This is a genomic window from Pseudomonas sp. 21LCFQ02 (assembly GCF_024129895.2).
Classification (GTDB): Bacteria; Pseudomonadota; Gammaproteobacteria; order Pseudomonadales; family Pseudomonadaceae; genus Aquipseudomonas.
Window position 1 is genome coordinate 4,682,416 of record NZ_CM178749.1, and the last position, 24,809, is coordinate 4,707,224.

The following is a 24,809-nucleotide window of genomic DNA, read 5'->3' on the forward strand; positions in this document are numbered from 1 at the left end:
TCATGACAACACCTCTCCTTCGGTGACGGTCTGTCCGTCGTGCCACCAAGCGGCGAGGCTATAGACGTTGGGGGTTTTGAGGATGGTGAAATGATTGCCGGGGCCGTACCAGACGGCCAGTTCCGGAGTGAGTTTTTCCCAGCCGTTGAGCATGTTGGTTTGTTCGCGCTGGTTGCCGGCGCTGTCCAGCACCGGGTCATCGACCAGCACCAGGCGCAGCGGGCCGTCGTAGCGTTGGGTCGGGCGGTAGCGGGTTCGCAAAGCGGTGGCGTAGGTGCGCGCAGGTCCGTGCATGGCGTCGGGAGCCGAGTGGCGCGACAGCACGCCAGCGCTGACCAGGCCCTGGTGCAAGAGCTGCAACTGGCTGGCGTCGTCGGCGTCGGCAAACACCTGCGGGTCAATGCCCAGCGACTTGCCCGAGGCCAGTTGCAAGGCTTCGATCAACCGCTGCAAGGCGGCGGTGGTGGTGTAGGACCGCCCCGCCACACCGCTGCTGCCGGGCGCTTCGCTGTCGATCAGGGTCAGCGAGGTGATTTCCCGGCCACGGCGTTGAAGTTCGGCCGCCATTGCGTAAGCCACCCAGCCGCCGAATGAATGCCCGACCAGGTTCAGCGGCCCGTGCGGGTAGACCTGTTCGATGGCTTGCACGTAGAAGCGCGCGGCCGCTTCGACCCGGCTGTGGGGCACCGAGGTACCGTCCAGGCCACGCGGTTGCAGACCGTGGATCGGCCATTCCGGACCCAGCGCTTCGCTCAGGCCAATAAAGCTGGTGATGCTGTCGCCGGCGCCCGGCACGCAGAACACCGGTGCATGGCTTGGCTGGCCGCTCTGGATGGTGACCAACGGCTGGTACGCCGCAGCCTGTGGCTGCCCGGCCCGCGCCTGCTGCGCCCGGCTCATGGCAGCGCTCAGCGCCTGGCCCAGCACCTGCACATGGGGTGCCTGCATCATGCTCTGGTGATCGCCCGGCACCTCGATGCAGCACAATTGCCCGGCCGCCAGTTGGGTTTCCCAGCCCAGGCTCGGGCTGCGCTGCGACAGCGGGGTCGGCCGCTCGGCGGCGCAGAATAGGTGGACCGGCAGGTTGATCGGGTTGATCCGGTAATGCGCCAGCGCATGCCCGTGGGCCACTTCCCGGGCCATGAACTGTTGCAGGTCCGCTGCACTGGCAGCGGCCAGGTCCGGATACAGCAACTGCTGGTCGCGGCAGCGTTGCAGCAGTTCGTTGAACTCAAGCCCCGCCGGTAACCGATCAAGGTCCTGCAACGGCTGCCGGCCAGCCTCGCCCTGGCTCAGCCAATGCATGCGGCAGTGCAGCAGCAGTTGTTGTTGCAGCACATCGACGCCGGACCAGCGCGCCTTGCCCTGGTCGGTCCAGCGCGGCACATAGGTGTCGAGCAGGCCGAGGAACTCGACCTGCTGGTCCATGCCCAGCAGTTGCAGGGCGACCTCAAAGGCCAGCACCCCACCGAATGACCAGCCGGCCAGACGATAAGGCCCTTCAGGCTGGGCGCTGCGGATCACCGTCACCAGCCGTGCGGCCAGGCATTCCATGGTCTGCAGTTGCGGCTGGCCCAACGCGATACCCGGCAGGCCGTAGATCGGGAAGTCGCCGTCGATGTGCCGGCCCAGCGCCGGGAAATACACATCCAGGCCGCTGAACTCATGAACCAGAAATAACGGCGTGCCGCTGCCCCCGCCGCGCACGGTAATCAGCGCCTGATTCTGCTCCGGCAAGCCGCTGCGTTGCGCCAGCAAGGCGGCCACAGACTCGACACTGACGTGCTGGAACAGCTCGGCCAGGGTGATACTCAGCCCGGCCTGCTGCAATTGGTTGACCAGCCGCACGGCCAGCAATGAATGACCGCCCAGCTCGAAGAAACTGTCATGGCGGCCCACTTGCGGCACCTGCAACACTTCGCGCCAACAGGCCGCCAGTTGCTGCTCCAGCTCGCCTTGCGGGGCCTCGAAAACGCGGCTGACAAAGGCTTCCGGGGACGGCATCGGCAATGCCTTGCGGTCAACCTTGCCGTTGTTGGTCAGCGGCAACTGGCTCATCCGCACCCAGGCGGCCGGCACCATGTACTCCGGCAGACGCGCCTGCAGCCAGGCCCGCAGCGCAGCGTTATCAGGGCATGCGCCGGGCTGCTCGGCCACGGTGTACCAGGCAACCAGCCGCAGGGTGCCAGGTTCGATCTGGCGGGCCAGCACCACCACGTTCTTGACGCCCGGACAGGCGGCCAGGCGTGCTTCGATTTCGCCCAGCTCGACACGGAAACCACGAATCTTGACCTGATCGTCATGCCGACCGATGTATTCCAGCTGGCCGCTCTCCAGCCAGCGGACCTGGTCGCCCGTGCGGTACATCAGCGCGTCGGCCTGTGGGCTGAATGGGTCACGGAGGAATTTCTCGGCGGTCAGCTCAGGGCGGTTCAGGTAACCGCGCGCCACCCCGTCGCCGCCGATATACAACTCACCGGGCACCCCCAACGGCACCGGCTGCTGCCGCGCATCCAGAACATAGACCGTGCTGTTGGCAATCGGCCCGCCGATCGGTACGCCCTGGGCGTGCTCATCCACCGCCTGCACCTCGTAGGTGGTGGCGTAGGTGGTGGTCTCGGTCGGCCCATAGCAATGCACCAGTCGCAGCTTCGGCGCCACGGCCAGCAGCCGCCTGAACATCGCCGGCTCGGCCCGTTCACCGCCACACAGCAGAATCCGCAGCCCGGCCAGTACCTCGGGCATCAACTGCACGTACTGATTGAACAACGCGGTGGTGACGAACAGGATGCTGACTTGCTGCTCGCGCAGGCAATCGGCGAAGCGTTGCGGGTCGAGCAAGGTGGCGTGGTCGACCACCACCACGCAGCCGCCGTTGAGCAACGCCCCCCATACGTCCATGGTGCTGGCGTCGAATGCCGGGTTGGAGGCGAAGGCCACCCGGTCTTGGGCGTTGAAGTCGGCATAGTTGCTGTTGAGCACCAGCCGGGTGATGCCGCGATGGGCGATCAGCACGCCCTTGGGCGTGCCGGTGGAGCCGGAGGTGTACATGATGTACACCGGCGCAGCGGCGTCCTGCGCCAGTTGCGGGTTATGGACCGATTGGTCGGCAAGTGGCAACTGGTCCAGATCCAGGCGCCGGGCCGGGTACTCCAGCGCGGTGTCGCTGCGGGTCAGCAACGCCACGGCCTGGCTGTCCTGGACGATAAACGCCTGGCGCTCGGCCGGCGCATGAATGTCCAGCGGCACATACACCGCCGCGCATTTGCTGATCGCCAACTGGCTGACCAGCAAGTCGATGCTGCGTGGCAACAGGATTGCCAGATGATCGCCGGGTTTGACTCCGATACCGATCAGGTAATGCGCCAGGCGGTTGGCACGGGCGTTGAGTTGCTCGTAGCTTAAGGTCTGCGACCCGTCCACCACCGCCGTGGCCTGCGGTTGCTGCGCGACCTGCCGTTCAAACGCCGCATGGGCCGTCAGTTCGCGTGGGTAGTCACGGGCGCTGGCATTGAAATCCACCAGCAAGCGTTGGCGTTCAGCCGCTGGCAGCGGATCCAGCGCCAGCAGCGCAGACTGCGGCGCCTGCTCCAGCGCCAGTGTCAGTTGCTGCAAGACCTCAGCCATTGCCCCGCACACCCGGCTGGCATTGATGCCCGACGTGGTCAGGGCGGTCAGGCTCAAGCCGCTGCCCAGATCATCGACACTCAAGGTCAGCGGGTAGTTGGTGCGTTCCTCACTGTGCAGCACTTCAATGCCTTGCCAGGCCTGCCGGCCCTGGCTGGCCGCATCGGCCGGCTCGGCGCTGTGCCGGTAGTTGAGCAAGGCGCTGAACAGCGGCGTGCCGGCGGCCAGGCCGCTGCAGCGCTGGGCCAGCGCCAACGGCGCGTGTTCGTGGCGCAGCAAGCGGGTCAGCCCGGCGTGTACTGCGCGGGCGGCGACCTCGACGCTATCCTCGGCAAGCCTGACGCGCAGCGGCAGGGTATTGATGAACACCCCCAGCGCCCGTTCGGCACCCTCGCCGCCCTGCAGACGCCCCAGCAACACGGTGCCAAACAGCACATCATCACGCCCCGCTAGCTGCCCCAGCAGCCGCGCCCAGGCCAGATGCACCAGGCTGGCGGTGCTGACGCCCAGCCGCCGGGCCTGCTCGCGCAGGCGCACACTCAAGGCGTCGTCGACCCGCTGCTGTGCCCGGCCGGTCGGCCCGGCGGCAAGCTGCGCGATACCAAACGGCAAGGTCGGCTCATCGACATCAGCGAGCATCTCGCTGAACAGCGCACGGTGTTGTTCCTCGCCCAGCCCCTGACGGCTGAGCGCGACGTAAGTGCGATACGGCACCGGGGCCGGCAGGCTCGCTTGCTCGTGCACCAACAGCGCCTGCATTTCATGGCGCAACACCTCCAGCGCCACGTGGTCCATGACCAGATGATGGAATAGCAGCAAGGCCACTACTCGCTGGCTGCCCGGCTCTTGCGCCTGCACCAGGCGCAGCAGCGGCGCCTGATCCAGCGGCATGCGGTAGCTATGGCTGGCGTAACGGGCCTGCAACTGTTGCAACAGCCCGGCCTCGCCCGGCGCGGCGTGGAATGTTTCACGGATCAGCGTGGCCTGGCGCCAGACCACCTGCACCGGCTCCGCCAGCGCGTCCCAGAACATCGAACTGCGCAGGATATCGTGGCGATCAATCACCGCCTGCAAGGCCTGGGCAAACGCATCGAGACGCTGCGGATCGGCAAACGCGAACTGCGCCTGCAACACATAGGGGTCGCCCTCACCGGCGGCCAGGTGATGGTAGAGAATCCCGGCCTGCAACGGCGCCAGCGGATAGATGTCCTGCACATTGGCAGCGCCGCCAGGGACGCTGGCAACGATGCGGTTGATATCGCTCTGTTGCAGCGCCAGCAGTGGTAACAACTCAGGGGTGATCTGGGTGCAACCTGCCGGGATCCGATTGGCCGGTACATCAGCCTGCGGGCCACGGCTCAGGGTCGCCGCCAGCGCCGCCAGGGTCGGCTGGCCAAACAACACCTGCACATCCGTGGCCAGCCCCAACCGGCGCAGGCGCGCCACCAGGGTCACGGCCAACAGCGAATGCCCGCCCAGCTCAAAGAAGTGATCCTGCCGTCCAACCCGCTCCACCCCCAGCAGCTCGGCCCACAGCCCGGCCAGGGTGATTTCCAGCTCGCCCTGTGGCGGCTGGTATTCACGCACCGCCAGCGATTGCGCATCCGGCGCCGGCAGGGCCTTGCGGTCCAGCTTGCCGTTGGGGCTCAGCGGCAAGGCCGCCAAGTGCACGAACTGCGCCGGGACCATGAACTCCGGCAGGCTTGCCAGCAGGTGCGCCCTCAAGGTGGCGATTTCCAGGGCATGGGCAGCGGTGTAGTACGCCACCAGACGCTTGTCGCCCGGCACGTCTTCGCGGGCAACCACGACTGCTTCATTAATTTCAGACTGATCGGTCAGGGATGACTGAATCTCGCCCAGCTCGATCCGCAGACCACGGATCTTCACCTGGTCGTCATTACGTCCCAGATACTCAATCGTGCCATCGGCCAGATAGCGTGCGACGTCGCCGGTACGGTACATGCGGCCGTCCGCAAACGGGTCATTGAGGAAACGTTCGGCATTCAGCTCCGGGCGGTTCAGGTAACCGCGCGCCACCTGCACGCCACCGATGTACAGCTCACCGACCACACCCAGTGGCACCGGTTGTTGCTGGCTGTCGAGGATGTACATGCGGGTATTGGCAATCGGCTGGCCGATCGGCGTGTTGTCCGGGGTCTGCTCCAGCGGCCCGGCGCAATCCCAGGCGGTGACGTCCACTGCCGCTTCGGTGGGGCCATACAGGTTGTGCAGTTCGCTGTGCGGCAACTGCGTCTTGAAGCGCCGCACCAGGTGGCCCGGCAGGGCTTCACCGCTGCACACCACGCGCTTGAGCGACGTGCAATCGCCCGCCTCGCCATGGGCCAGGAACACCTCCAGCATCGAGGGCACGAAATGCAGGGTGGTGATCTGCTGCTGATCGATGATCCGCTTCAAATAGGCCGGGTCTTTATGGCCCTCCGGCTTGGCCATGACCAGTTGCGCGCCAGTGATCAACGGCCAGAAGAACTCCCACACCGAGACGTCGAAGCTGAACGGGGTCTTTTGCAAGATCCGGTCTTGCGCCGTCAGGCCATAGGCGTCCTGCATCCACAGCAGGCGGTTGACCACCGCAGCGTGCTCGTTCATCACCCCTTTGGGCTTGCCGGTAGAACCGGAGGTGTAGATCACATAGGCCAGATTTGAGGCCGATGCATTCGCGAGCAAGCTAGCGCCTACAGGTGCTCCAGCGACAATTGTCTCCAGATTGATGACCGGGATGCCGCTGACGGGCAACAGGTTGCGGGTCGCTTGATGCACCAGCAACACCACCGGCTCGCTGTCTTCAAGCATGTGCTGCAGGCGCTCCAGCGGATACGCCGGGTCCAGCGGCACGTAGGCACCGCCAGCCTTGAGAATGCCCAGCAGGCCGACCACCATCTCGACACTGCGCTCGACACAGATCGCCACCCGCGCATCGGGCTGTACGCCCTGCTCAATCAGCACCTGAGCCAGAGCATCGGCCCGTGCCTCCAGTTGTGCGTAGCTGAGCACCTGCTCACCGGCCTGCAATGCCGTAGCATTCGGGGTGCGCTGCACCTGGGCAGAGAAAAGCCCGTGCAGGGTCTGCTCAAGATCGTAAGGTACCGCGGTGGCGTTGAAGCCTTCCAGCAACTGCCAGCGTTCCTCGGCCGTGAGAATGTCGGCATATTCCAGCGCAGCCTGCTCGGCATCCAGCATGGCCTGCAGGGTGCGCTGCAAGTAGCCGGCATAACGCTCGATGGTCGTGGCATCAAACAAGGCGCTGGCGTATTCCAGATTGCCGCCAATACCGCTGGCGGTTTCGCCCAGGTTCAGTGACAGGTCGAACTTGGCCACCTGGCTGTGCTGGGCAATACCTTGCAGATGCAACTCGCCCAGCATCGGCTGGCCATCGGCGCTACCGTCCAGCCCGCCATCCAGCCCCGAGTCCCAGCTCAGCAAGGTCTGGAAGATCGGGCTGTAAGCCAGGCTGCGGGCCGGGCGCACAGCCTCGACCACCTGCTCGAACGGCAATGCCTGATGCGCCTGGGCCTGCAATACCCGGTCCTTGACCCGTGCCAGCAGGGTCCGGGTGTCAGGCGCGTCGCTGATGTCGATGCGCAGGGCCACGGTATTGACGAACAACCCGATCAGGTTATCGATTTGTGCAGGATCACGGTTGGCCACCGGCGAGCCGATCACCACCTCTTGCTGACCGGACAAGCGCCCAAGCAACTGTGCCCAGGCACTGAGCATGACCATATACAGGGTCACCCCGTGACGCCGGGCCAGGGCCTTGAGCCCGGCGCTCAGCCGGGCATTGAGTTCGAACGGCACACTGGCGCCGCTGTAGTCCTGCTGCGCCGGGCGTGGGCGGTCGGTGGGCAGCAGCAGTTGCGCCGCAGCCCCGGCCAGGGTCTGACGCCAGTAGTCGGCCTGCTGGCTGAGCACTTCACCGCTGAGCCAGCGCCGTTGCCACACGGCGTAGTCACCATATTGCAGCGCCAGAGGCGGCAACGGGTCGGCCGCCCCCTGGCTGAAGGCTTGATACAAGGCGGCCAGTTCACGGGTCAGCACGCCCATCGACCAGCCGTCAGCGATGATGTGGTGCAAGGTCAACAACAGCACATGCTGGTCGTCGGCAATGCGCAGCAGCTGACCACGAATCAGTGCGTCGTGCTGCAAATCGAAAGGCCGCGCCGCCTCCTCACGCATCAGCGCATCGATATCCAGCCCCTGCGCGTCACTGACGCGCAGCAGCGCCCCGCCTTCGGCCGGGCTGATGTGCACCCGCGGTTCATCGTCATGGGCGACAAACCGGCTGCGCAACGTCTCATGGCGGGCCACGATACGGCTCAGCGCGCGTTGCAGGGCATGCTCATCGAGCCGGCCACTCAGGCGCAGCCGTACGGCAATGTTGTAGGCCGCACTGGCGCCCTGCATCTGGGCGAGGAACCACAGCCGCTGCTGGGCAAACGACAACGGCAGCGGCTCATTGCGCGCCACCGGCATAATCTCTGGCTGGCTGCTGCGGCTGGCGCGGCTCAGCGATTGGGCCACGGCAGCAAGCTCGCCATTGGCGAATAGCTCGCCCAGGCTCAGCTCCACCCCCAGCCGCTGGCGCACCTGGGCGGCCAGACGCATGGCCAGCAGCGAATGCCCGCCCAGTTCGAAGAAGCGGTCATGGCGGCTCACTCGCTCCACGCCGAGCAACTCGCCCCAGATCTGCGCCAGCGCGGTTTCCAGTTCGCCCTGCGGCGCCTGGTAACCGTGGCTGAACAAGGCACTGCGCTGCGGACGCGGCAAGGCGCGGCGATCGACCTTGCCGTTGGCGGTCAGCGGCAGCGCGTCAAGGCTGACAAACGCCACCGGCACCATGTACTCCGGCAATACGCCGAGCAGTTGCTCACGCAACACAGGCGGCTCCATGACCTGGGCAGCGGTGAACCAGGCCACCAGCCGGCTCTGGCCGGGCTCGTCTTCCAGCGCCAGCACCACCGCCTCTTTGATGCCCGGTACGTGCGCCAATGCGCTTTCAATCTCGCCCAGCTCGATGCGCACACCGCGGATCTTCACCTGGTCGTCATTACGGCCCAGATATTCGAGGTTGCCATCGGCCAGCCAGCGCACCAGGTCGCCGGTGCGGTACATCCGCCCGCCATTGAACGGGTCAGTCAAAAAGCGCTCGGCGGTGAGGTCTTCACGGTTCAGATAACCCCGCGCCACACCGGCGCCGCCGACATACAACTCACCGACCACACCGATTGGCACCGGCTGCTGTTGCTCGTCCAGCACGTAAGCCCTGGAATTGGCCATCGGCTTGCCGATATGCAGCAAACCGTCGACCTGCATGACCCCGGAGGTCGCTACCACGGTGGCTTCGGTCGGGCCGTAGTTATTGACCACCGCAAAGCCTGGATCACGCTGGAACTGGCGCAGCCGGTCACCGCCGATCAACAGGGTCTTTAGCGTCGGATGCGGCTGTTGCTGGCTAAAGGCGTATTCGGCAACAGGCGTGGGCAGGAAGCTGACGTCCAGCGGCTGAGCCCGCCACCAGTCGAGCAAGGCTTCGATGTCCTGTTCGCCGTCCTGAGTCGGGGCCAGATGCAGGGTCGCGCCACTGCACAGTGCCGGCCAGATTTCCCAGGCCATGGCGTCGAAACCGAAGCCGGCCAGGCTGGAGGTGTGTTTGCCCGCGCCAAGCTCGAAGGCTTGACAGTGCCAGTCCACCAGATTGTTCAGGGTCTGGTGCTCGACCATTACACCTTTGGGCAAACCGGTGGAGCCGGAGGTGTAGATCACGTAGGCCAGGTTATTGACCGTGGCCCGTTGAGTCAGCTCGACGTTTAGCTGGGCTAAAGGCAGACGGTCCAGTTCGATCACCGGCACTGACAACACCGGTAGCCGGCCAACCAGCTCGCTCAAGGTCAGCACCACCTTGGGCTGGCTGTCACTGAGCAGGTAAGCCAGCCGCTCGGCCGGGTGCGCCGGGTCGACCGGCACGTATGCGCCGCCGGCTTTGAGCACCGCCAGCAACCCCACCAGGGTGTCGAGGCCACGGCGGGCCACCACGGCCACCCGCTCATCGGGCTGGACGCCCTGCGCCAGCAATTGAGCCGCCAGGCCGTTGGCGCGCTGCTCCAGTTGCCCATAGCTCAGGCTCTGGCCCTGATACACGGCGGCTACGGCGTCGGGCCGTTCGGCAGCCTGCGCGGCCACGCGCTGATCAATGGTCAGGTGCTGCGGATAATCCGCGGCCGTGGCGTTGAAGCCGTTCAATAGCTGGCGGCGCTCAGCCGCCGGCAGGATCGGCAAGCTATCAATGGCGATCTGCGGGGTCAGCTCCAGCGCCTGGACCAGTTGCTCCACGGCGCAGAGCATGTACTGGCAGACTCGCGGGCCGTCGATGCCCGCCGTGCTCAGCAGGCTGAGACTGAACTCACGACCCAGGTCATCGACGCTCAGGGTCAGCGGGAAATTGGTGCGCTCGCGGCCATGACGGGTGTCGATGCCCTCCCAGGCCGCCAGCGCCTCGGCATTGGCGCCGGCCACGGTGCCGCTGGCGCTGTGTCGGTAGTTGAGCAACGCGCTGAACAACGGCGCCGGAGCCGCCACGCCGCTGCAGCGTTGGGCCAGGGCCAGCGGTGCGTGCTCGTGGCGCATCAGGCTGATCAGCCGGGCATGGGTGGCTTTCAATGCCTGGTCGGTGGCCGCGCCGTCGATATCCACCCGCAATGGCAAGGTATTGATGAAAATGCCCAGCGCCCGGTCAGTGGCTTCGGCGCCTTGCAGGCGGCCCATCAACACCGTGCCGAACACCACCCGGGCCTGGCCGCTGAGCACGCTCAACACCCGCGCCCAGGCCAGATGGAACAGGCTGGCGGCGCTGATGCCCTGCTGGCGCGCCTGTTCACGCAAGCGCAGGCTCAGTGGCGGCGGCAGGTTCAGGCCGGTCTCGCGGGTCGCGCTGCCGTCGCCCTGCACATCATGCAAACCAAACGGCAAGGTCGGCTCGTGGACCGCACCGAGCATGTCGCGGAAAAACGCTTCGTGATCGGCCTCGCTGGTGCCCAGCCGGGCCTGGGCCACGTAATTGCGAAATGGCACCGGCTTGCCCAGTTTGCCGCCCTGGCCACTGAGAAACGCCTGCATTTCATGGCGCACGACATCCAGTGCACTGTGGTCCAGTGCCATATGGTGAAACAGCAGCACCGCGCTGATCGTGCCGTTTTCTGGGTGACGGCTGAAGCCCAGTTGCAGCAGCGGCGCCCGGCTGACGTCCAGCCGCAAACGGGTCGGGTCAAAGTGTTGTTGCAGCGCCGATTGGGGCGTCTGGCCGGGCGCAGCGAGCACTTCCTGCTGAATCAGAAAGGCCTGGCGCCAGACCACTTGCACGGGTGCTGGCAGGCCCTGCCAGAGCACCGCGCTGCGCAGAATGTCGTGGCGGTCGATCACCGCCTGCAAGGCCAGCACAAAGGCGTCCAGGCGTTGTTCGCTGGCAAACACAAACTGCGCCTGCAGCACATAAGGGTCACCGCCACTGGCGCTGACATGGTGATAAAGAATGCCCTCCTGCAGCGGTGCCAGCGGGTAGATGTCCTGCACATTGGCCGCCCCGCCCGGCACCGTGGCGACGATGGCGTCGATCTGGGCCTGGTCCAGGCTTACCAGGTTAAGCATCGCCGGGGTGATCCGGGTGGTTGCTTCGGTAATGGCATTGGCCGGCACCGTGACCTGGCCGGTGTTGCCGGGGTCGTATAGCCCTGCGCGAATCAGCTCCAGCAACGCCGGCTTGTGCGCGCGCAATATCGCCAGCATGCCCGGCTCGCTGAGCGCCTGCCGGTTGCCTTGCACCACCAGTTGGTCATCCTTGAGCGCCAACTGGATGTCCTTGGCCTTCAGGGCCGCCAATACGTCATTCAGGCTCACAGGACGATCTCCATTCTTTCCGTAATTGCCGCGTAGCCGGCCAGGGTCGGTTGCTCGAACAACGCCCTGACATCGGCCTCGATTCCTTGCTGTTGCAGACGGCCGATCAGGGTCACGGCCAATAACGAATGCCCGCCCAGCTCAAAGAAGTGATCCTGCCGTCCGACCCGCTCCACCCCAAGCAGCTCGGCCCACAGCCCGGCCAGGGTGATTTCCAGCTCGCCCTGTGGCGCCTGGTATTCACGCACCGCCAGCGATTGCGCATCCGGCGCCGGCAGGGCCTTGCGGTCCAGTTTGCCGTTGGGGCTCAGCGGCAAGGCCGGCAGATGGACAAACTGCGCCGGGACCATGAACTCCGGCAGGCTTGCCAGCAGGTGCGCCCTCAAGGTGGCGATTTCCAGGGCATGGGCAGCGGTGTAGTACGCCACCAGACGCTTGTCGCCCGGCACGTCTTCGCGGGCAACCACTACTGCTTCATTAATTTCAGACTGATCGGTCAGGCGTGACTGAATCTCGCCCAGCTCAATTCGCAGACCACGGATCTTCACCTGGTCGTCATTACGCCCCAGATATTCGATGGTGCCATCGGCCAGATAGCGTGCGACGTCGCCGGTACGGTACATGCGGCCGTCAACAAACGGGTCATTGAGGAAACGTTCGGCATTCAGCTCCGGGCGGTTCAGGTAACCGCGCGCCACCTGCACGCCACCGATGTACAGCTCACCGACCACACCCAGTGGCACCGGTTGTTGCTGGCTGTCGAGGATGTACATGCGGGTATTGGCAATCGGCTGGCCGATCGGCGTGTTGTCCGGGGTCTGCTCCAGCGGCCCGGCGCAATCCCAGGCGGTGACGTCCACTGCTGCTTCGGTGGGGCCATACAGGTTGTGCAGTTCGCTGTGCGGCAACAGCGTCTTGAAGCGCCGCACCAGGTGGCCCGGCAGGGCTTCACCGCTGCACACCACGCGCTTGAGCGACGTGCAATCGCCCGCCTCGCCATGGGCCAGGAACACCTCCAGCATCGAGGGCACGAAATGCAGGGTGGTGATCTGCTGCTGATCGATGATCCGTTTCAAATAGGCCGGGTCTTTATGGCCCTCCGGCTTGGCCATGACCAGTTGCGCGCCAGTGATCAACGGCCAGAAGAACTCCCACACCGAGACGTCGAAGCTGAACGGGGTCTTTTGCAAGATCCGGTCTTGCGCCGTCAGGCCATAGGCGTCCTGCATCCACAGCAGGCGGTTGACCACCGCAGCGTGCTCGTTCATCACCCCTTTGGGCTTGCCGGTAGAACCGGAGGTGTAGATCACATAGGCCAGATTTGAGGCCGATGCATTCGCGAGCAAGCTCGCGCCTACAGGTGCTCCAGCGACAATTGTCTCCAGATTGATGACCGGGATGCCGCTGACGGGCAACAGATTGCGGGTCGCTTGATGCACCAGCAACACCACCGGCTTGCTGTCTTCGAGCATGTGCTGCAGGCGCTCCAGCGGATACGCCGGGTCCAGCGGCACATAGGCACCGCCAGCCTTGAGGATGCCCAGCAAGCCGACCACCATCTCGACACTGCGCTCGACACAGATCGCCACCCGAGCATCGGGCTGTACGCCCTGCTCAATCAGCACCTGAGCCAGGGCATCGGCCCGTGCCTCCAGTTGTGCGTAGCTGAGCACCTGCTCACCGGCCTGCAATGCCGTAGCATTCGGGGTGCGCTGCACCTGGGCAGAGAAAAGCCCGTGCAGGGTCTGCTCAAGATCGTAAGGTACGGCGGTGGCGTTGAAGCCTTCCAGCAGTTGCTGACGTTCTTCGTTGTCCAGCACCGGCAGGGTATTGACCGGCCGCCGCGGCTGCTGCTCCAGAGCCTCGACCAGCTCGCTCAGAGCCTGCTGCATGTAGCCGCACAGGCGCTCGGCACCGATGCTGGCCGGCGTCAAGACAGTCAGTCTAAAACCATCACCCAAATCGTCGGCATTCAGGGTCAGCGGGTAGTTGGTGCGCCCTTCATGCTTGAGGGTGACGATGCCTTGCAAGGCTTGTTGCTGGCTGGCGTGGTTCTCGCTGTGACGGAAGTTGAGCATCGCGCTGAACAGCGGTAGCGGCGCGGCCACCCCGCTGCAACGCTGGGCCAGGGCTAACGGCGCGTGTTCATGCACCAATAGCGCACTGAGCCGGGCATGGGTGCTTTTGAGCGCGTCACGCACACCGGCACCGTCAAGGTCGACCCGCAGCGGCAAGGTATTGATGAACATCCCCAGGCCGCGATCAGCGCCGGCACCGCCTTGCAGGCGGCCAAGCAACACGGTGCCGAACACCACGCTGTCCTTGCCGCTGGTGGCGCCCAGCACCCGTGCCCAGGCCAGGTGGAACAGGCTCGCCGCACTGACCCCGGCCTGTTGCGCCTGACTGCGCAGGCGGCTGGCCAGGCTGGTCGCCAGCTCCAGCTGGAATTGTTCGATATCGGCGCCGTCACCCTGCACGTCACGCAGGCCAAACGGCAGGGTTGGCTCGTCGATGTCGCCAAGCATGTCGCGGAAAAACCCTTCATGCTCCTGCTCACTGACCCCATGGCGAGCCTGCACCACATAGTTGCGATAGGGAATTGCCTGGCCCAGCGAGGCGTCCAGGCCCAGCAGGCTGACCTGCATTTCCTGGCGTACCACCTCCAGCGCGGTATGGTCCAGCGCCAAGTGATGGAACAGCAGGATCGCGACCACCCGCTGATTGGCCGGATCATTGGCCAGCACCAACTGGACCAGCGGCGCCTGGCTGATGTCCAGGCGGTAATCGCGGGCGTCGAAGCGCGCTTGCAACTGGGTCAGCACATCGCCGGCGGCCAGGTCGAGCTGCACTTCCAGCAACGGCAAGGGCGCCTGGCGCCAGACCACCTGCACCGGGGTCGGCAGCCCCTGCCAGAGCACCGCAGTGCGCAGGATGTCATGCCGGGCGATGACCGCGCGCAGCGCGTCAGCAAAGGCCAGCAGGCGTTCATGGCTGTCGAAGGCCAGGCACGATTGCAGCAGGTACGGGTCACCCTGGCGGGCACTGATGTGGTGATAGAGGATGCCTTCCTGCAACGGCGCCAGCGGGTAAATATCCTGCACATTGGCCACGCCGCCCGGCACGCTGGCGACAATATGGTCGATGGCTGACTGATCGAGCTGCACCAGCGGCAGCAGGTCGGGGGTGATGCGTTGCGTATCAAGCGTGATCAGGTTGGCCGGCACCGCCACTTCACGGCTGTTGCCCACGGCGGCGGCCAGCGCGGCCAGGGTCGGCTGGTTGAACAGCACCCGCACATCGCTGGCCAGCCCGGCCTGGCGCATGCGCTCGACCAGCGTGACCGCCAGCAACGAATGCCCGCCCAGTTCGAAGAAATGATCGAAACGCCCGACCCGCGGCACCTTGAGCACCTCAGCCCAGATCGCTGCCAGGGCCGTTTCGGTCTCGCCTTGCGGCGCCTGGTACTCACGGCTGAGCAACGCCTCCTGATCCGGGTCCGGCAGCGCCTTGCGGTCGAGCTTGCCATTGACGGTCAGCGGCAGGCTGTCGAGCTGTACCCAGGCTGCCGGTATCAGGTAATCGGCCAACCGGCCTTGCAGGTAATCACGCAGCGCCTGCAGGTCCACAGGCTGTGTGGCACTGAACCAGACCACCAGTTGCCCGCCGCGTACCAGCGCCACCGCATCCTTGACGGCCGCATGGCTGCTCAGCGCGGCTTCAATCTCGCCCAGCTCGACCCGCACACCGCGGATCTTCACCTGGTCGTCATTACGGCCCAGATATTCGAGGTTGCCATCGGCCAGCCAGCGCACCAGGTCGCCGGTGCGGTACATCCGCCCGCCATTGAACGGGTCAGTCAAAAAGCGTTCGGCGGTCAGGTCTTCACGGTTCAGGTAGCCGCGTGCCACACCGGCACCGCCGACATACAGCTCACCGACCACACCGATTGGCACCGGCTGCTGTTGCTCGTCCAGCACGTAAGCTTTGGCATTGGCCATCGGCTTGCCGATATGCAGCAGCTCACCCACCTGCATGACGCCAGAGGTCGCCACCACCGTGGCTTCGGTCGGGCCGTAGTTATTGACCACCGCAAAGCCTGGATCACGCAGGAACTGGCGCAGCCGGTCACCGCCGATCAACAGGGTCTTGAGGGTCGGGTGCGGCTGTTGCTGGCTAAAGGCGTATTCCGCTACCGGGGTCGGCAAGAAGCTGACGTCCAGCGGCTGAGCCCGCCACCAGTCGAGCAAGGCTTCGATGTCCTGCTCGCCGTCCTGGGTCGGGGCCAGATGCAGGGTCGCACCGCTGCACAGCGCCGGCCAGACTTCCCAGGCCATGGCATCGAAACCGAAGCCGGCCAGGCTGGAGGTGTGCTTGCCCACGCCCAGATCGAAAGCCTCGCAGTGCCAGTCCACCAGGTTGTTCAGGGTCTGGTGCTCGACCATTACACCTTTGGGCAAACCGGTGGAGCCGGAGGTGTAGATCACGTAGGCCAGGTTATTGACCGTGGCCCGTTGAGTCAGCTCGCCGTTCAACTGCGCTAAAGGCAGACGGTCCAGTTCGATCACTGGCACTGACAACACCGGTAGCCGGCCAACCAGCTCGCTCAAGGTCAGCACCACCTTGGGCTGGCTGTCGCTGAGCAGGTAAGCCAGCCGCTCGGCCGGGTGCGCCGGGTCGACCGGCACGTATGCACCACCGGCCTTGAGCACCGCCAGCAAACCCACCAGGGTGTCGAGGCCACGGCGGGCCACCACGGCCACCCGCTCATCGGGCTGCACGCCCTGCGCCAGCAGCTGGGCCGCCAGGCCGTTGGCGCGTTGCTCCAGTTGCCCGTAGCTCAGGCTCTGGCCCTGATACACGGCGGCTACGGCGTCGGGCCGTTCGGCAGCCTGCGCGGCCACGCGCTGGTCAATGGTCAGGCCTTGCGGGTAGTCAGCAGCCGTGGCGTTGAAACCGTCCAGCAGCTGTTGGCGCTCAGCGGCCGGCAAAATCGGCAACTGCTCCAGCGTCTGCGCCGGATCAGCCCGCAGCGCCTCGCTCAATTGCTGTACGGCCGCCTGCATATAGCCGCAGATGCGCTCGGCGCCGATGCTGCTGGCGGCCAGCACGGTCAGGGCAAAGTCTTCGCCCAGGTCATCGACACTCAAGGTCAGCGGGTAATTGCTGCGCTCTTCACCCCCCAGCAGTTGCACGCCTTCCCAGATCCCCTGGCCGTCGCGCGGCTGGTGTTCGACGGCGCTGTGGCGGTAGTTAAGCAAGGCGCTGAACAGCGGCGAGCCCTTGGCCACGCCGCTGCAACGCTGGGCCAGCGCCAGCGAGGCATGTTCGTGACCGAGCAAGGCGGTCAGGCGTTGATGGGTGGTCTTGACCCCGTCACGCAGCGCCGCACGGGTGTCGACCCGCAGCGGCAGGGTATTGATGAACACCCCCAGCGCCCGGTCGGCGCCCTCGCCGCCCTGCATGCGGCCGAGCAATACGGTGCCGAACACCACGTCACGCCGGTTGGCCAGAACCCCCAATACCCGCGCCCAGGCCAGGTGCATCAGGCTCGCGGCACTGACCCCGAGCTGACGGGCCTGCTCGCGCAGTTGGCGGCTCAAGGCCGGCGCCAACGGCAGGCGCGCCTCCTCGATGCCACGCCCGTCGCCTTGCACGTCCTGCAAGCCAAACGGCAGGGTCGGCTCGTCGATATCGCCCAACAGCTCACGGAAGAACAGCTCATGCTCCTGCTCGCTGGCGCCAAGCCGGGCCTGGGCCACGTAATTGCGGTATGGCACCGGCTGGCTCAGCGACTGGGCCTGGCCGAACATCAGCGCCTGCATTTCCTGACCGACCACCTCCATGGCGGTATGGTCCAGGATCAGGTGGTGGAACAGCAGAATCGCGACCACCCGCTGGTTGACCGGGTCATCGGCGTAAACAATGCGCAACAGCGGCGCCTGGCTCAGGTCGAGCCGGTAGTGGCGGGCGTCGAAACGCGCCTGCAACTGGTTGAGCACATCACCGTCCTGCGCCGCCAGCGGCACGTGCTGCACCGGCAGCTCGGCGTGGCGCCAGACCACTTGCTGGGCGGCGGGCAAGTCCTGCCAGAGCACCGCAGTGCGCAGAATGTCATGGCGGTCGATGACCTGCTGCAACGTCGCGGCGAAGGCCTGTAGACGTTCGACACTGTCAAACGCCAGACGCGACTGCAACAGGTACGGATCGCCGCGTTCGGCGCTGATGTGGTGGTACAGAATGCCTTCCTGCAGCGGTGCCAGGCCGTAGATGTCCTGCACATTGGCCGCACCGCCCGGCACGCTGCTGACGATCCGGTCGATCGACGGCTGGTCCAGCACGGTCAGCGACAACTGCTCCGGGCTGATATGTTCAGCGCCGCGCGCAATCAAGTTGTCCGGCACCAGAACTTCCCGGCCACTGCCCACCGCTGCCGCCAGCGCCGCCAGGCTTGGCTGGCTGAACAGCGCACGCACGTCGCAGCTCAGGCCGATCTGGCGCATGCGCTCGATCAGCGTCACGGCCAGCAGCGAATGCCCGCCCAGCTCGAAGAAGTGATCGAAGCGCCCGACCTGCTCGACCTTGAGCAACTCGCTCCAGATCGCCGCCAGGGCAATCTCGGTATCGCCCTGAGGCGGCACGAACGCGCGGCTGACCAGCGCCTGCTGGTCCGGGGCCGGCAAGGCGCGGCGGTCGAGCTTGCCGTTGCGGGTCAGTGGCAGGCTATCGAGCTGCACATAGGCAGCCGGCACCATGTAATCGGGCAACTGGCTGTGCAGATGCTCATGCAGTTCGGCCAGCAATGGCGCAGGCGCGCCGGCCTGAACAGTGAAGTACGCCACCAGGCGTTTGTCTCCCGGCGCGTCCTCGCGCACCAGCACCGCCACGTCGCGCAATGCCGGCAGCGCCGCCAGCCGCGCTTCGATCTCACCCGGCTCGATACGGAACCCGCGAATCTTCACCTGCTGGTCGTTACGGCCCAGATACAGCAGGGTGCCATCGGCCTGCCAACTGACCAGATCGCCGGTGCGGTACAGCTTTGCCTGGGGCTGGTCGCTGAACGGGTCGGCAATGAAACGCTCGTCAGTCAGTTGCGGCTGGTTCAGGTAGCCCTTGGCTACGCCGTCGCCGCCCACGTACAGCTCGCCCACCGCACCGACCGGCAACAACTGCTGGCGCGCGTCGAGCACATAAACCCGGGTGTTACCAATCGGCCGACCAATCGGGATGCTGCCCGGCCCGGCCTGGGTGATGAGCTCAGTGGTGGTAAAGGTAGTGGCCTCGGTCGGGCCATAGCCGTTGAGCAGGTGCTGCGGCGCGCCGTCGCGCAGGACCCGGGCGATCACCGCCGGGTCGAGCACGTCACCACCGACCATCAGGTAGCGCAACCGGCTGAACGCTGGCAGCAAGTCTGCGGCGTATTGATGAAACAGCCCGGCGGTCAGCCACAGGACACTGATGGCCTGCTGCTCCAGCAACGCGGCAAAGTCCTGGCGCGACAGCACGGTGTCCTGGCCGACCACCACCACACAACCGCCGTTGAGCAGCGGCGCCCAGACTTCCAGGGTGCTGGCGTCGAACGCCGGGTTGGAGGCAAAGGCCACCCGGTCCTGCGCGTTGAATTCGGCAAAGCCGTTATTGATCACCAGCCGGCTGATGGCCCGGTGCGGCACCAGCACCCCTTTGGGCGTGCCGGTGGAACCGGAGGTGTACATGATGTAAGCCACGCCTTCGGCTGATTGCATCAGATGCGGATCGTGGGCCGGGTAATCGTGCAGCACCTGCTCGTCGAGATTCAGGCGCCGCGCCGGGTAATCCACGGGCTGGCCGCTCTCGGTCAGCAACAGCACCGCCTGGCTGTCCTGAACCATGAATGCCTGGCGTTCGGCCGGGGCGTTGACATCCAGCGGCACGTACACCGCCGCGCACTTGCTGATTGCCAGTTGCGCCACCAGCAGCGGCAACGAACGCTCCAGCAACACCGCCACGCTGTGCCCGGACTGCACGCCCAGGCCGAGCAGATGATAGGCCAGGCGGTTGGCCTGCTCATTGAGCTCGCGATAGCTCAACTGCTGCGCGCCATGCACCGCCGCCACCGCCTGCGGCTGGCGGGCAGCCTGCAGCTCGAACAGCCGGTGCACGGTTTGCTCGCGGGGATAGTCACGCCCGGTCAGGTTGAAACCGCTCACCACCCGCTCGCGCTCGGCCGCCGACAGCACCGAAACCTTGTGCACGGCACGGTGCGGGGCCTGCTCCAGAGCCAGAACCAGGTTGTCCAGCGCCGCATGCAAGGCTTCGCAGACCCGCACCCCGTCCACGCTGGCCAGCGCTTGCACGGTCAGGCGCAGGCCGCTGCCGAAATCATCGACGTTGACCACCAGCGGGTAGTTGCTGCGCTCCCGGGAGCTGAGTACGTCAATGCCTTGCCAACCGGCCGCGCCGCTGTCGGGCGTGGTGTTGTGGCGATAATTGAGCAAGGTGCCAAACAGCGGCTGGGCCGCCGGCACCGCGCTGCAACGCAGCGCCTGGGCCAAGGATGCCTGCTCATGACCGAGTAACTCGGCCAGGCTTTGATGGGTGCTGCGCAGCGCCTGCAATACCGGGGCGGCATTGACATCAATGCGCAGCGGCAAGGTGTTGATAAACATGCCCAGTGCCCGGTCCGCGCCCTCGCCGCCCTGCAAACGGCCCAGCAGCACGGTGCCAAACACCACCTGCTCGCGCCCGGACAGGCGCGCCAGCACCAGTGCCCAGGCTTGATGCACCAGGCTCGCGATACTGATGCCCAGGTGCCGGGCCTGCTGACGCAGGCGTGTATCCAGTGCAGCATCGACCGGCAGGTGGCTGTCGACAATGGCACTGCCGTCGCCGTGAACATCCTGCAAGCCATAGGCCAGGGTCGGTTCGTCGATGTCACCGAGCATGGCCCGGAAGAACGCTTCATGAGCCTGCTCATTGGCACCCAGTCGTGCCTGGGCCACGTAGTTGCGGTATTGCGCTGGCGGCGCCAGCGGCTGGGCAACCCCGGCAAGCGCCGCGCTGATTTCGGTAACCAGGGTTTCGAGCGCCGTGTGGTCGAGGATGATGTGATGCAGCAGCAAAATCCCGACCCAGCGCCGGTTGGCCGGGTCGCGGGTATAAGCCAGCCGCAGCAGCGGCGCCCGGCTCAGGTCCAGGCGGTAATGACGGGGGTCGAAACGCGCCTGCAATTGCGTCAGTACATCACCCTGCAAAAGCGCTTCGTCGATTCGCTCAAGGGCCAGTGGCGCACTGCGCCATACCACTTGCACCGCTTCTTCGAGCCCTTCCCAGACCACGCTGCTGCGCAGAATGTCATGACGGGCAATCACCGTGTTCAGAGCGGCGACAAAGGCTTTGATCCGCTCGATATCGGCAAACGCGAACTGCACCTGCAACACGTAAGGGTCACCGGCAGCGCTGGCAAGGTGGTGGTAAAGAACCCCCGCCTGCAACGGCGCCAGGGCGTAGATGTCTTGCACATTGGCCGCGCCGCCCGGCACGGTGGCCAGCACTTGGTCGATCTGGGCCTGGCTCAGGCTGGCCAGCGGCAGCAGGTCCGGGGTGATGTGCTGCGCATCGGCGGCAATGCGATTGGCCGGCACCGCGACCTGCGGCGCAGCGTACTGTGAATCCCCCACCGCCGCTGCCAGCGCAGCCACATTCGGTTGGCCGAACAGCACCCGCACATCGGCGTGCAATTCGTGCTGGCGCATGCGCTCGACCAGCTTGACCGCCAATAACGAGTGACCGCCCAGCTCAAAGAAGTTGTCATGCCGCCCGACCCGCTCGATCTGCAGCAGGTCCTGCCAGAGCCCGGCGATCAGTTGCTCGACCTCACCTTGCGGGGCCTCGAACTGCTGGCGGGCAAACGCTTCGCTGTCCGGGCGCGGCAGCGCCTTGCGGTCGAGCTTGCCGTTGGTGGTCAATGGCAAGGCATCCAGGCGCACAAACGCACCGGGCACCATGTAGTCGGCAAGGTTTGCCAGCAATTGCTCGCGCAGTTCAGCGACCGTCGGCGCTGCACCCTCGGCGGCGATCCAGTAAGCCACCAGACGCTGGTCGCCGGGATTGTCCTGGCGCGCGATCACCACCGCGTCACGCACGCCGGCACAGGCGGCCAGCCGCGCCTGGATTTCGCCCAGTTCGATACGGAAACCGCGAATCTTTACCTGATCGTCATTGCGACCCAGATAGTCCAGGTCGCCCTCGGCATTCCAGCGCGCCAGGTCGCCGGTCCGGTACAAGCGGGCCTGCGGGTCGCTGCTGAACGGATCGTTGATAAACCGCTCGGCACTCAGTTGTTCGCGGTTCAGGTAGCCGCGGGCCACCCCGGCACCGCCGACGTACAGCTCGCCCACCACGCCGACCGGCAGCGGCTGGCGTTGCTCGTCCAGCACATACAGTTGCAGGTCGGGAATCGCCCGACCGATCGGGCTGACCCCGATCAGTTGCGCGTCGGCCGCCTGCAACGGCCGGTAGGTAACATGCACGGTGGTCTCGGTGATGCCGTACATGTTCACCAGCCGCGTGCCGGCATTGCTCAGATTGGCGTACCAAGGCTTGAGCATGCCCGGTTCCAGCGCCTCGCCACCGAAGATCACCTCACGCAGCGAATGCTTGAACGGGCTGCCCTGCTGGGCGGCGATCAGCTGGCGGAACGCGCTGGGGGTCTGGTTCAGCACGCTGACGCCGGCCTCGCAGAGCAAGGCGTAACACGCCTGCGGCTCACGGCTGATACGTTGCGGCACGATCAGCAACTGACCGCCGTAGGCCAATGCCCCCCAGATTTCCCAGACCGAAAAGTCGAAAGCAAAAGAATGGAACAGCGCCCAGACATCCTGCTGGTTGAAGTCGAACCACTCACGGGTGGCCGAGAACAGCCGGGTGACGTTGCGGTGTTCGACCATCACCCCTTTGGGCAGGCCGGTGGAGCCAGAGGTATAGATGACGTAGGCCAGATGCTGGCGGCCCAGGCCGACGACCTGCGGATTACTGGTGGGCTGGCTGGCAAGCCCGGCATCGCCCAGCTCAATGATCGGCAGGCCGGCTGAGGTGACTCGCTCACGGCTGTCGCCCTGGACCAGCACTGCCAGCGGCGCGCTGTCTTGCAGGGTGAAGACGATGCGTTCCTGCGGGTAAGCCGGATCGATGGGCACATAGCCAGCGCCGGCCTTGAGCACCCCCAGCAGGCCGACGATCATTTCCACGCCACGCTCGACACAGATCGCCACCCGTTGATCCGGCCCGGCGCCCAGCGCCAGCAGATGATGGGCCAACTGATTGGCGCGGCTGTTCAATTGGCCATAACTGAGCCGCTGCCCCTCGAAAATCAGCGCCGTGGCCTGCGGCCGGGCTGCGGCGTGGGCTTCGAACTGCTGATGGATCAGTGGCAGGTCGGCAAACTGCTGCGGTGCCGGGTTCAGACCGTGCAGCAAATGCTGGCGCTCTTGGGCCGGCAGAATGTCCAGGTCATGCAGCGCGCTGTCCGGCTGCTGCTCAAGGGCCTGGCTCAGTCTGTGCAGCGCGGTCTCCAGGTAATGGGTGAACCGCTCGGCGCCAATGCGGGTATCGGCCATGGCGGTGATGCGCAAGTCTTCGCCAAGGTCGTCGATGTTCACCGTCAGCGGGTAATTGGTGCGCTCTTGGGCCCCGAGAATCTGGATGCCTGGGGCGACGTCGATGATCTGCGCGCCGTCGACGGCATCGCTGTGCCGGTAGTTGAAAATCGCGCCGAACAACGGGGTCGGCACGTTCACCGCACTGCAACGCTGGGCCAGCGCCAGCGATGCCTGTTCATGGCCGAGCAAGGCGGTCAGCCGCTGATGGGTGGCCAACACCGCGTCGCGCACGCCCTGCCCGCCAACATCAACCCGCAGCGGCAGGGTGTTAATAAACATGCCCAACGCCTGCTCGGCACCGGCGCCGGCGTCCATGCGGCCAAGCAGCACGGTGCCGAACACCACCGCCTCGCGGCCGGACACCACGCCCAGCACCCGGGCCATGGCCAGGTGCATAAGGCTTGCCACACTCACCCCGGCCTGGCGAGCTTGCGCACGCAGCGTGCGGCTCAGGCCGGCGTCGAGCATCAGCCTGGATTCTTCGATGTCCTTTACATCCGCTTCCTGCAAACCGAACGGCAAGGTCGGTGCATCAATGTCGCCGAGCATGGCAGTGAAAAATTGCTCTTGGGCGCCAATGTCGTTATTGAGCCGCACTCGAGCCAAGGCATCGCGAAACGGCACGGCCGCCGGCAACTGATCGGCCTGGCCGGCGAGCACCGCCTGAATCTCGCGCCGCACCACGTCCAGCGCGGTGTGATCCATAACCATATGGTGGAACAGCAACAAGGCCACCACCCGCTGATTGGCCGGGTCCTCGGCAGACACCAGCCGCAGCAGCGGCGCCTGGCGAACATCCAGACGCAACTGCCGCGAGTCATGCCGGGTGCGCAGTTGCTGCAATACATCGCCGTCAGTGGCCAGGCTCAGCGTCTCAAAAGCCAGGGTTGCCCGGCGCCAGACCACCTGCAGCGGCTCGTCGAGCCGGTCCCAGACGATGGCGGTGCGCAGGATATCGTGGCGATCGATCACCCATTGCAGCGCCTGGGCAAAGGCTTGCAGGTGCTCGGCACTGGCAAAGGCGAACTGCGCCTGCAGCACGTAAGGGTCGCCCTGCCCGGCAGCCAGGTGGTGATAAAGCATGCCCTCCTGCAACGGCGCCAGCGGGTAGATGTCTTGCAGGTTGGCCACACCACCGGGCACCGTCGCGACAATGCGGTCGATGGCCGCCTGATCCAGCTGCACCAGCGGTAGCATGTCCGGGGTGATCCGGTAGGCCGGGCTCAGCCAGTTGCCACCGCGCAGGGCGAGCATGTCCAGCAGCCCGGCCTTATGTTCGGCCAGGCTGTCCCACAGCGCATCGTCTAGCGTTTCATCGTTGCCCAGCAACATCAGATCGGCGCCTTCACGTTGCAGACCGATCGCGTGGGTGGAAAGAACAGCCATTAATTCGCGCAAATGCATGGGAAGAACCTGCCGTGAAATCGTTGACGGAAACAGCCGGGCGGGCGTTTTCCAACTGCAAAGCCAACGCGAGCCTTCCTGGCCCGCTACCGGGGGAGAAAACTAAAGCATCCGGCAGTGGCACTCTGACAGGGGAAGCAGGGACAAACCGCAGGATTGGGTTGAACGCATCGGGCCAGAGCGGTTCGTGGCCTTTGGGGCGGCATGGGCGGCGGGTGATTGGCCGCGAAAAAA

Annotated in this window: 2 protein-coding genes; both read right to left on the bottom strand. The window is 65.5% G+C overall.

Features of this window, described 5'->3' with window-relative positions:
* Window positions 1–11,535 (bottom strand): non-ribosomal peptide synthetase, encoded by an 11,535-nt coding sequence (locus NJC40_RS21260; protein ID WP_492180407.1) that lies wholly within the window; start codon window positions 11,533–11,535, stop codon window positions 1–3.
* A complete protein-coding gene (locus NJC40_RS21265; RefSeq protein ID WP_492180408.1) occupies window positions 11,532–24,575 on the bottom strand; it encodes an amino acid adenylation domain-containing protein in 13,044 nt (4,347 codons plus the stop codon). Before NJC40_RS21265 ends, NJC40_RS21260 begins: the two co-directional genes overlap by 4 nt.
* Between the last annotated feature and the right edge of the window lie 234 nt (window positions 24,576–24,809).

Bases quoted from the DNA above. Each gene is read 5' to 3' on its own strand.
- NJC40_RS21265 (WP_492180408.1), bottom strand. From the start codon at position 24,575: ATGCATTTGCGCGAATTAATGGCTGTTCTTTCCACCCACGCGATCGGT.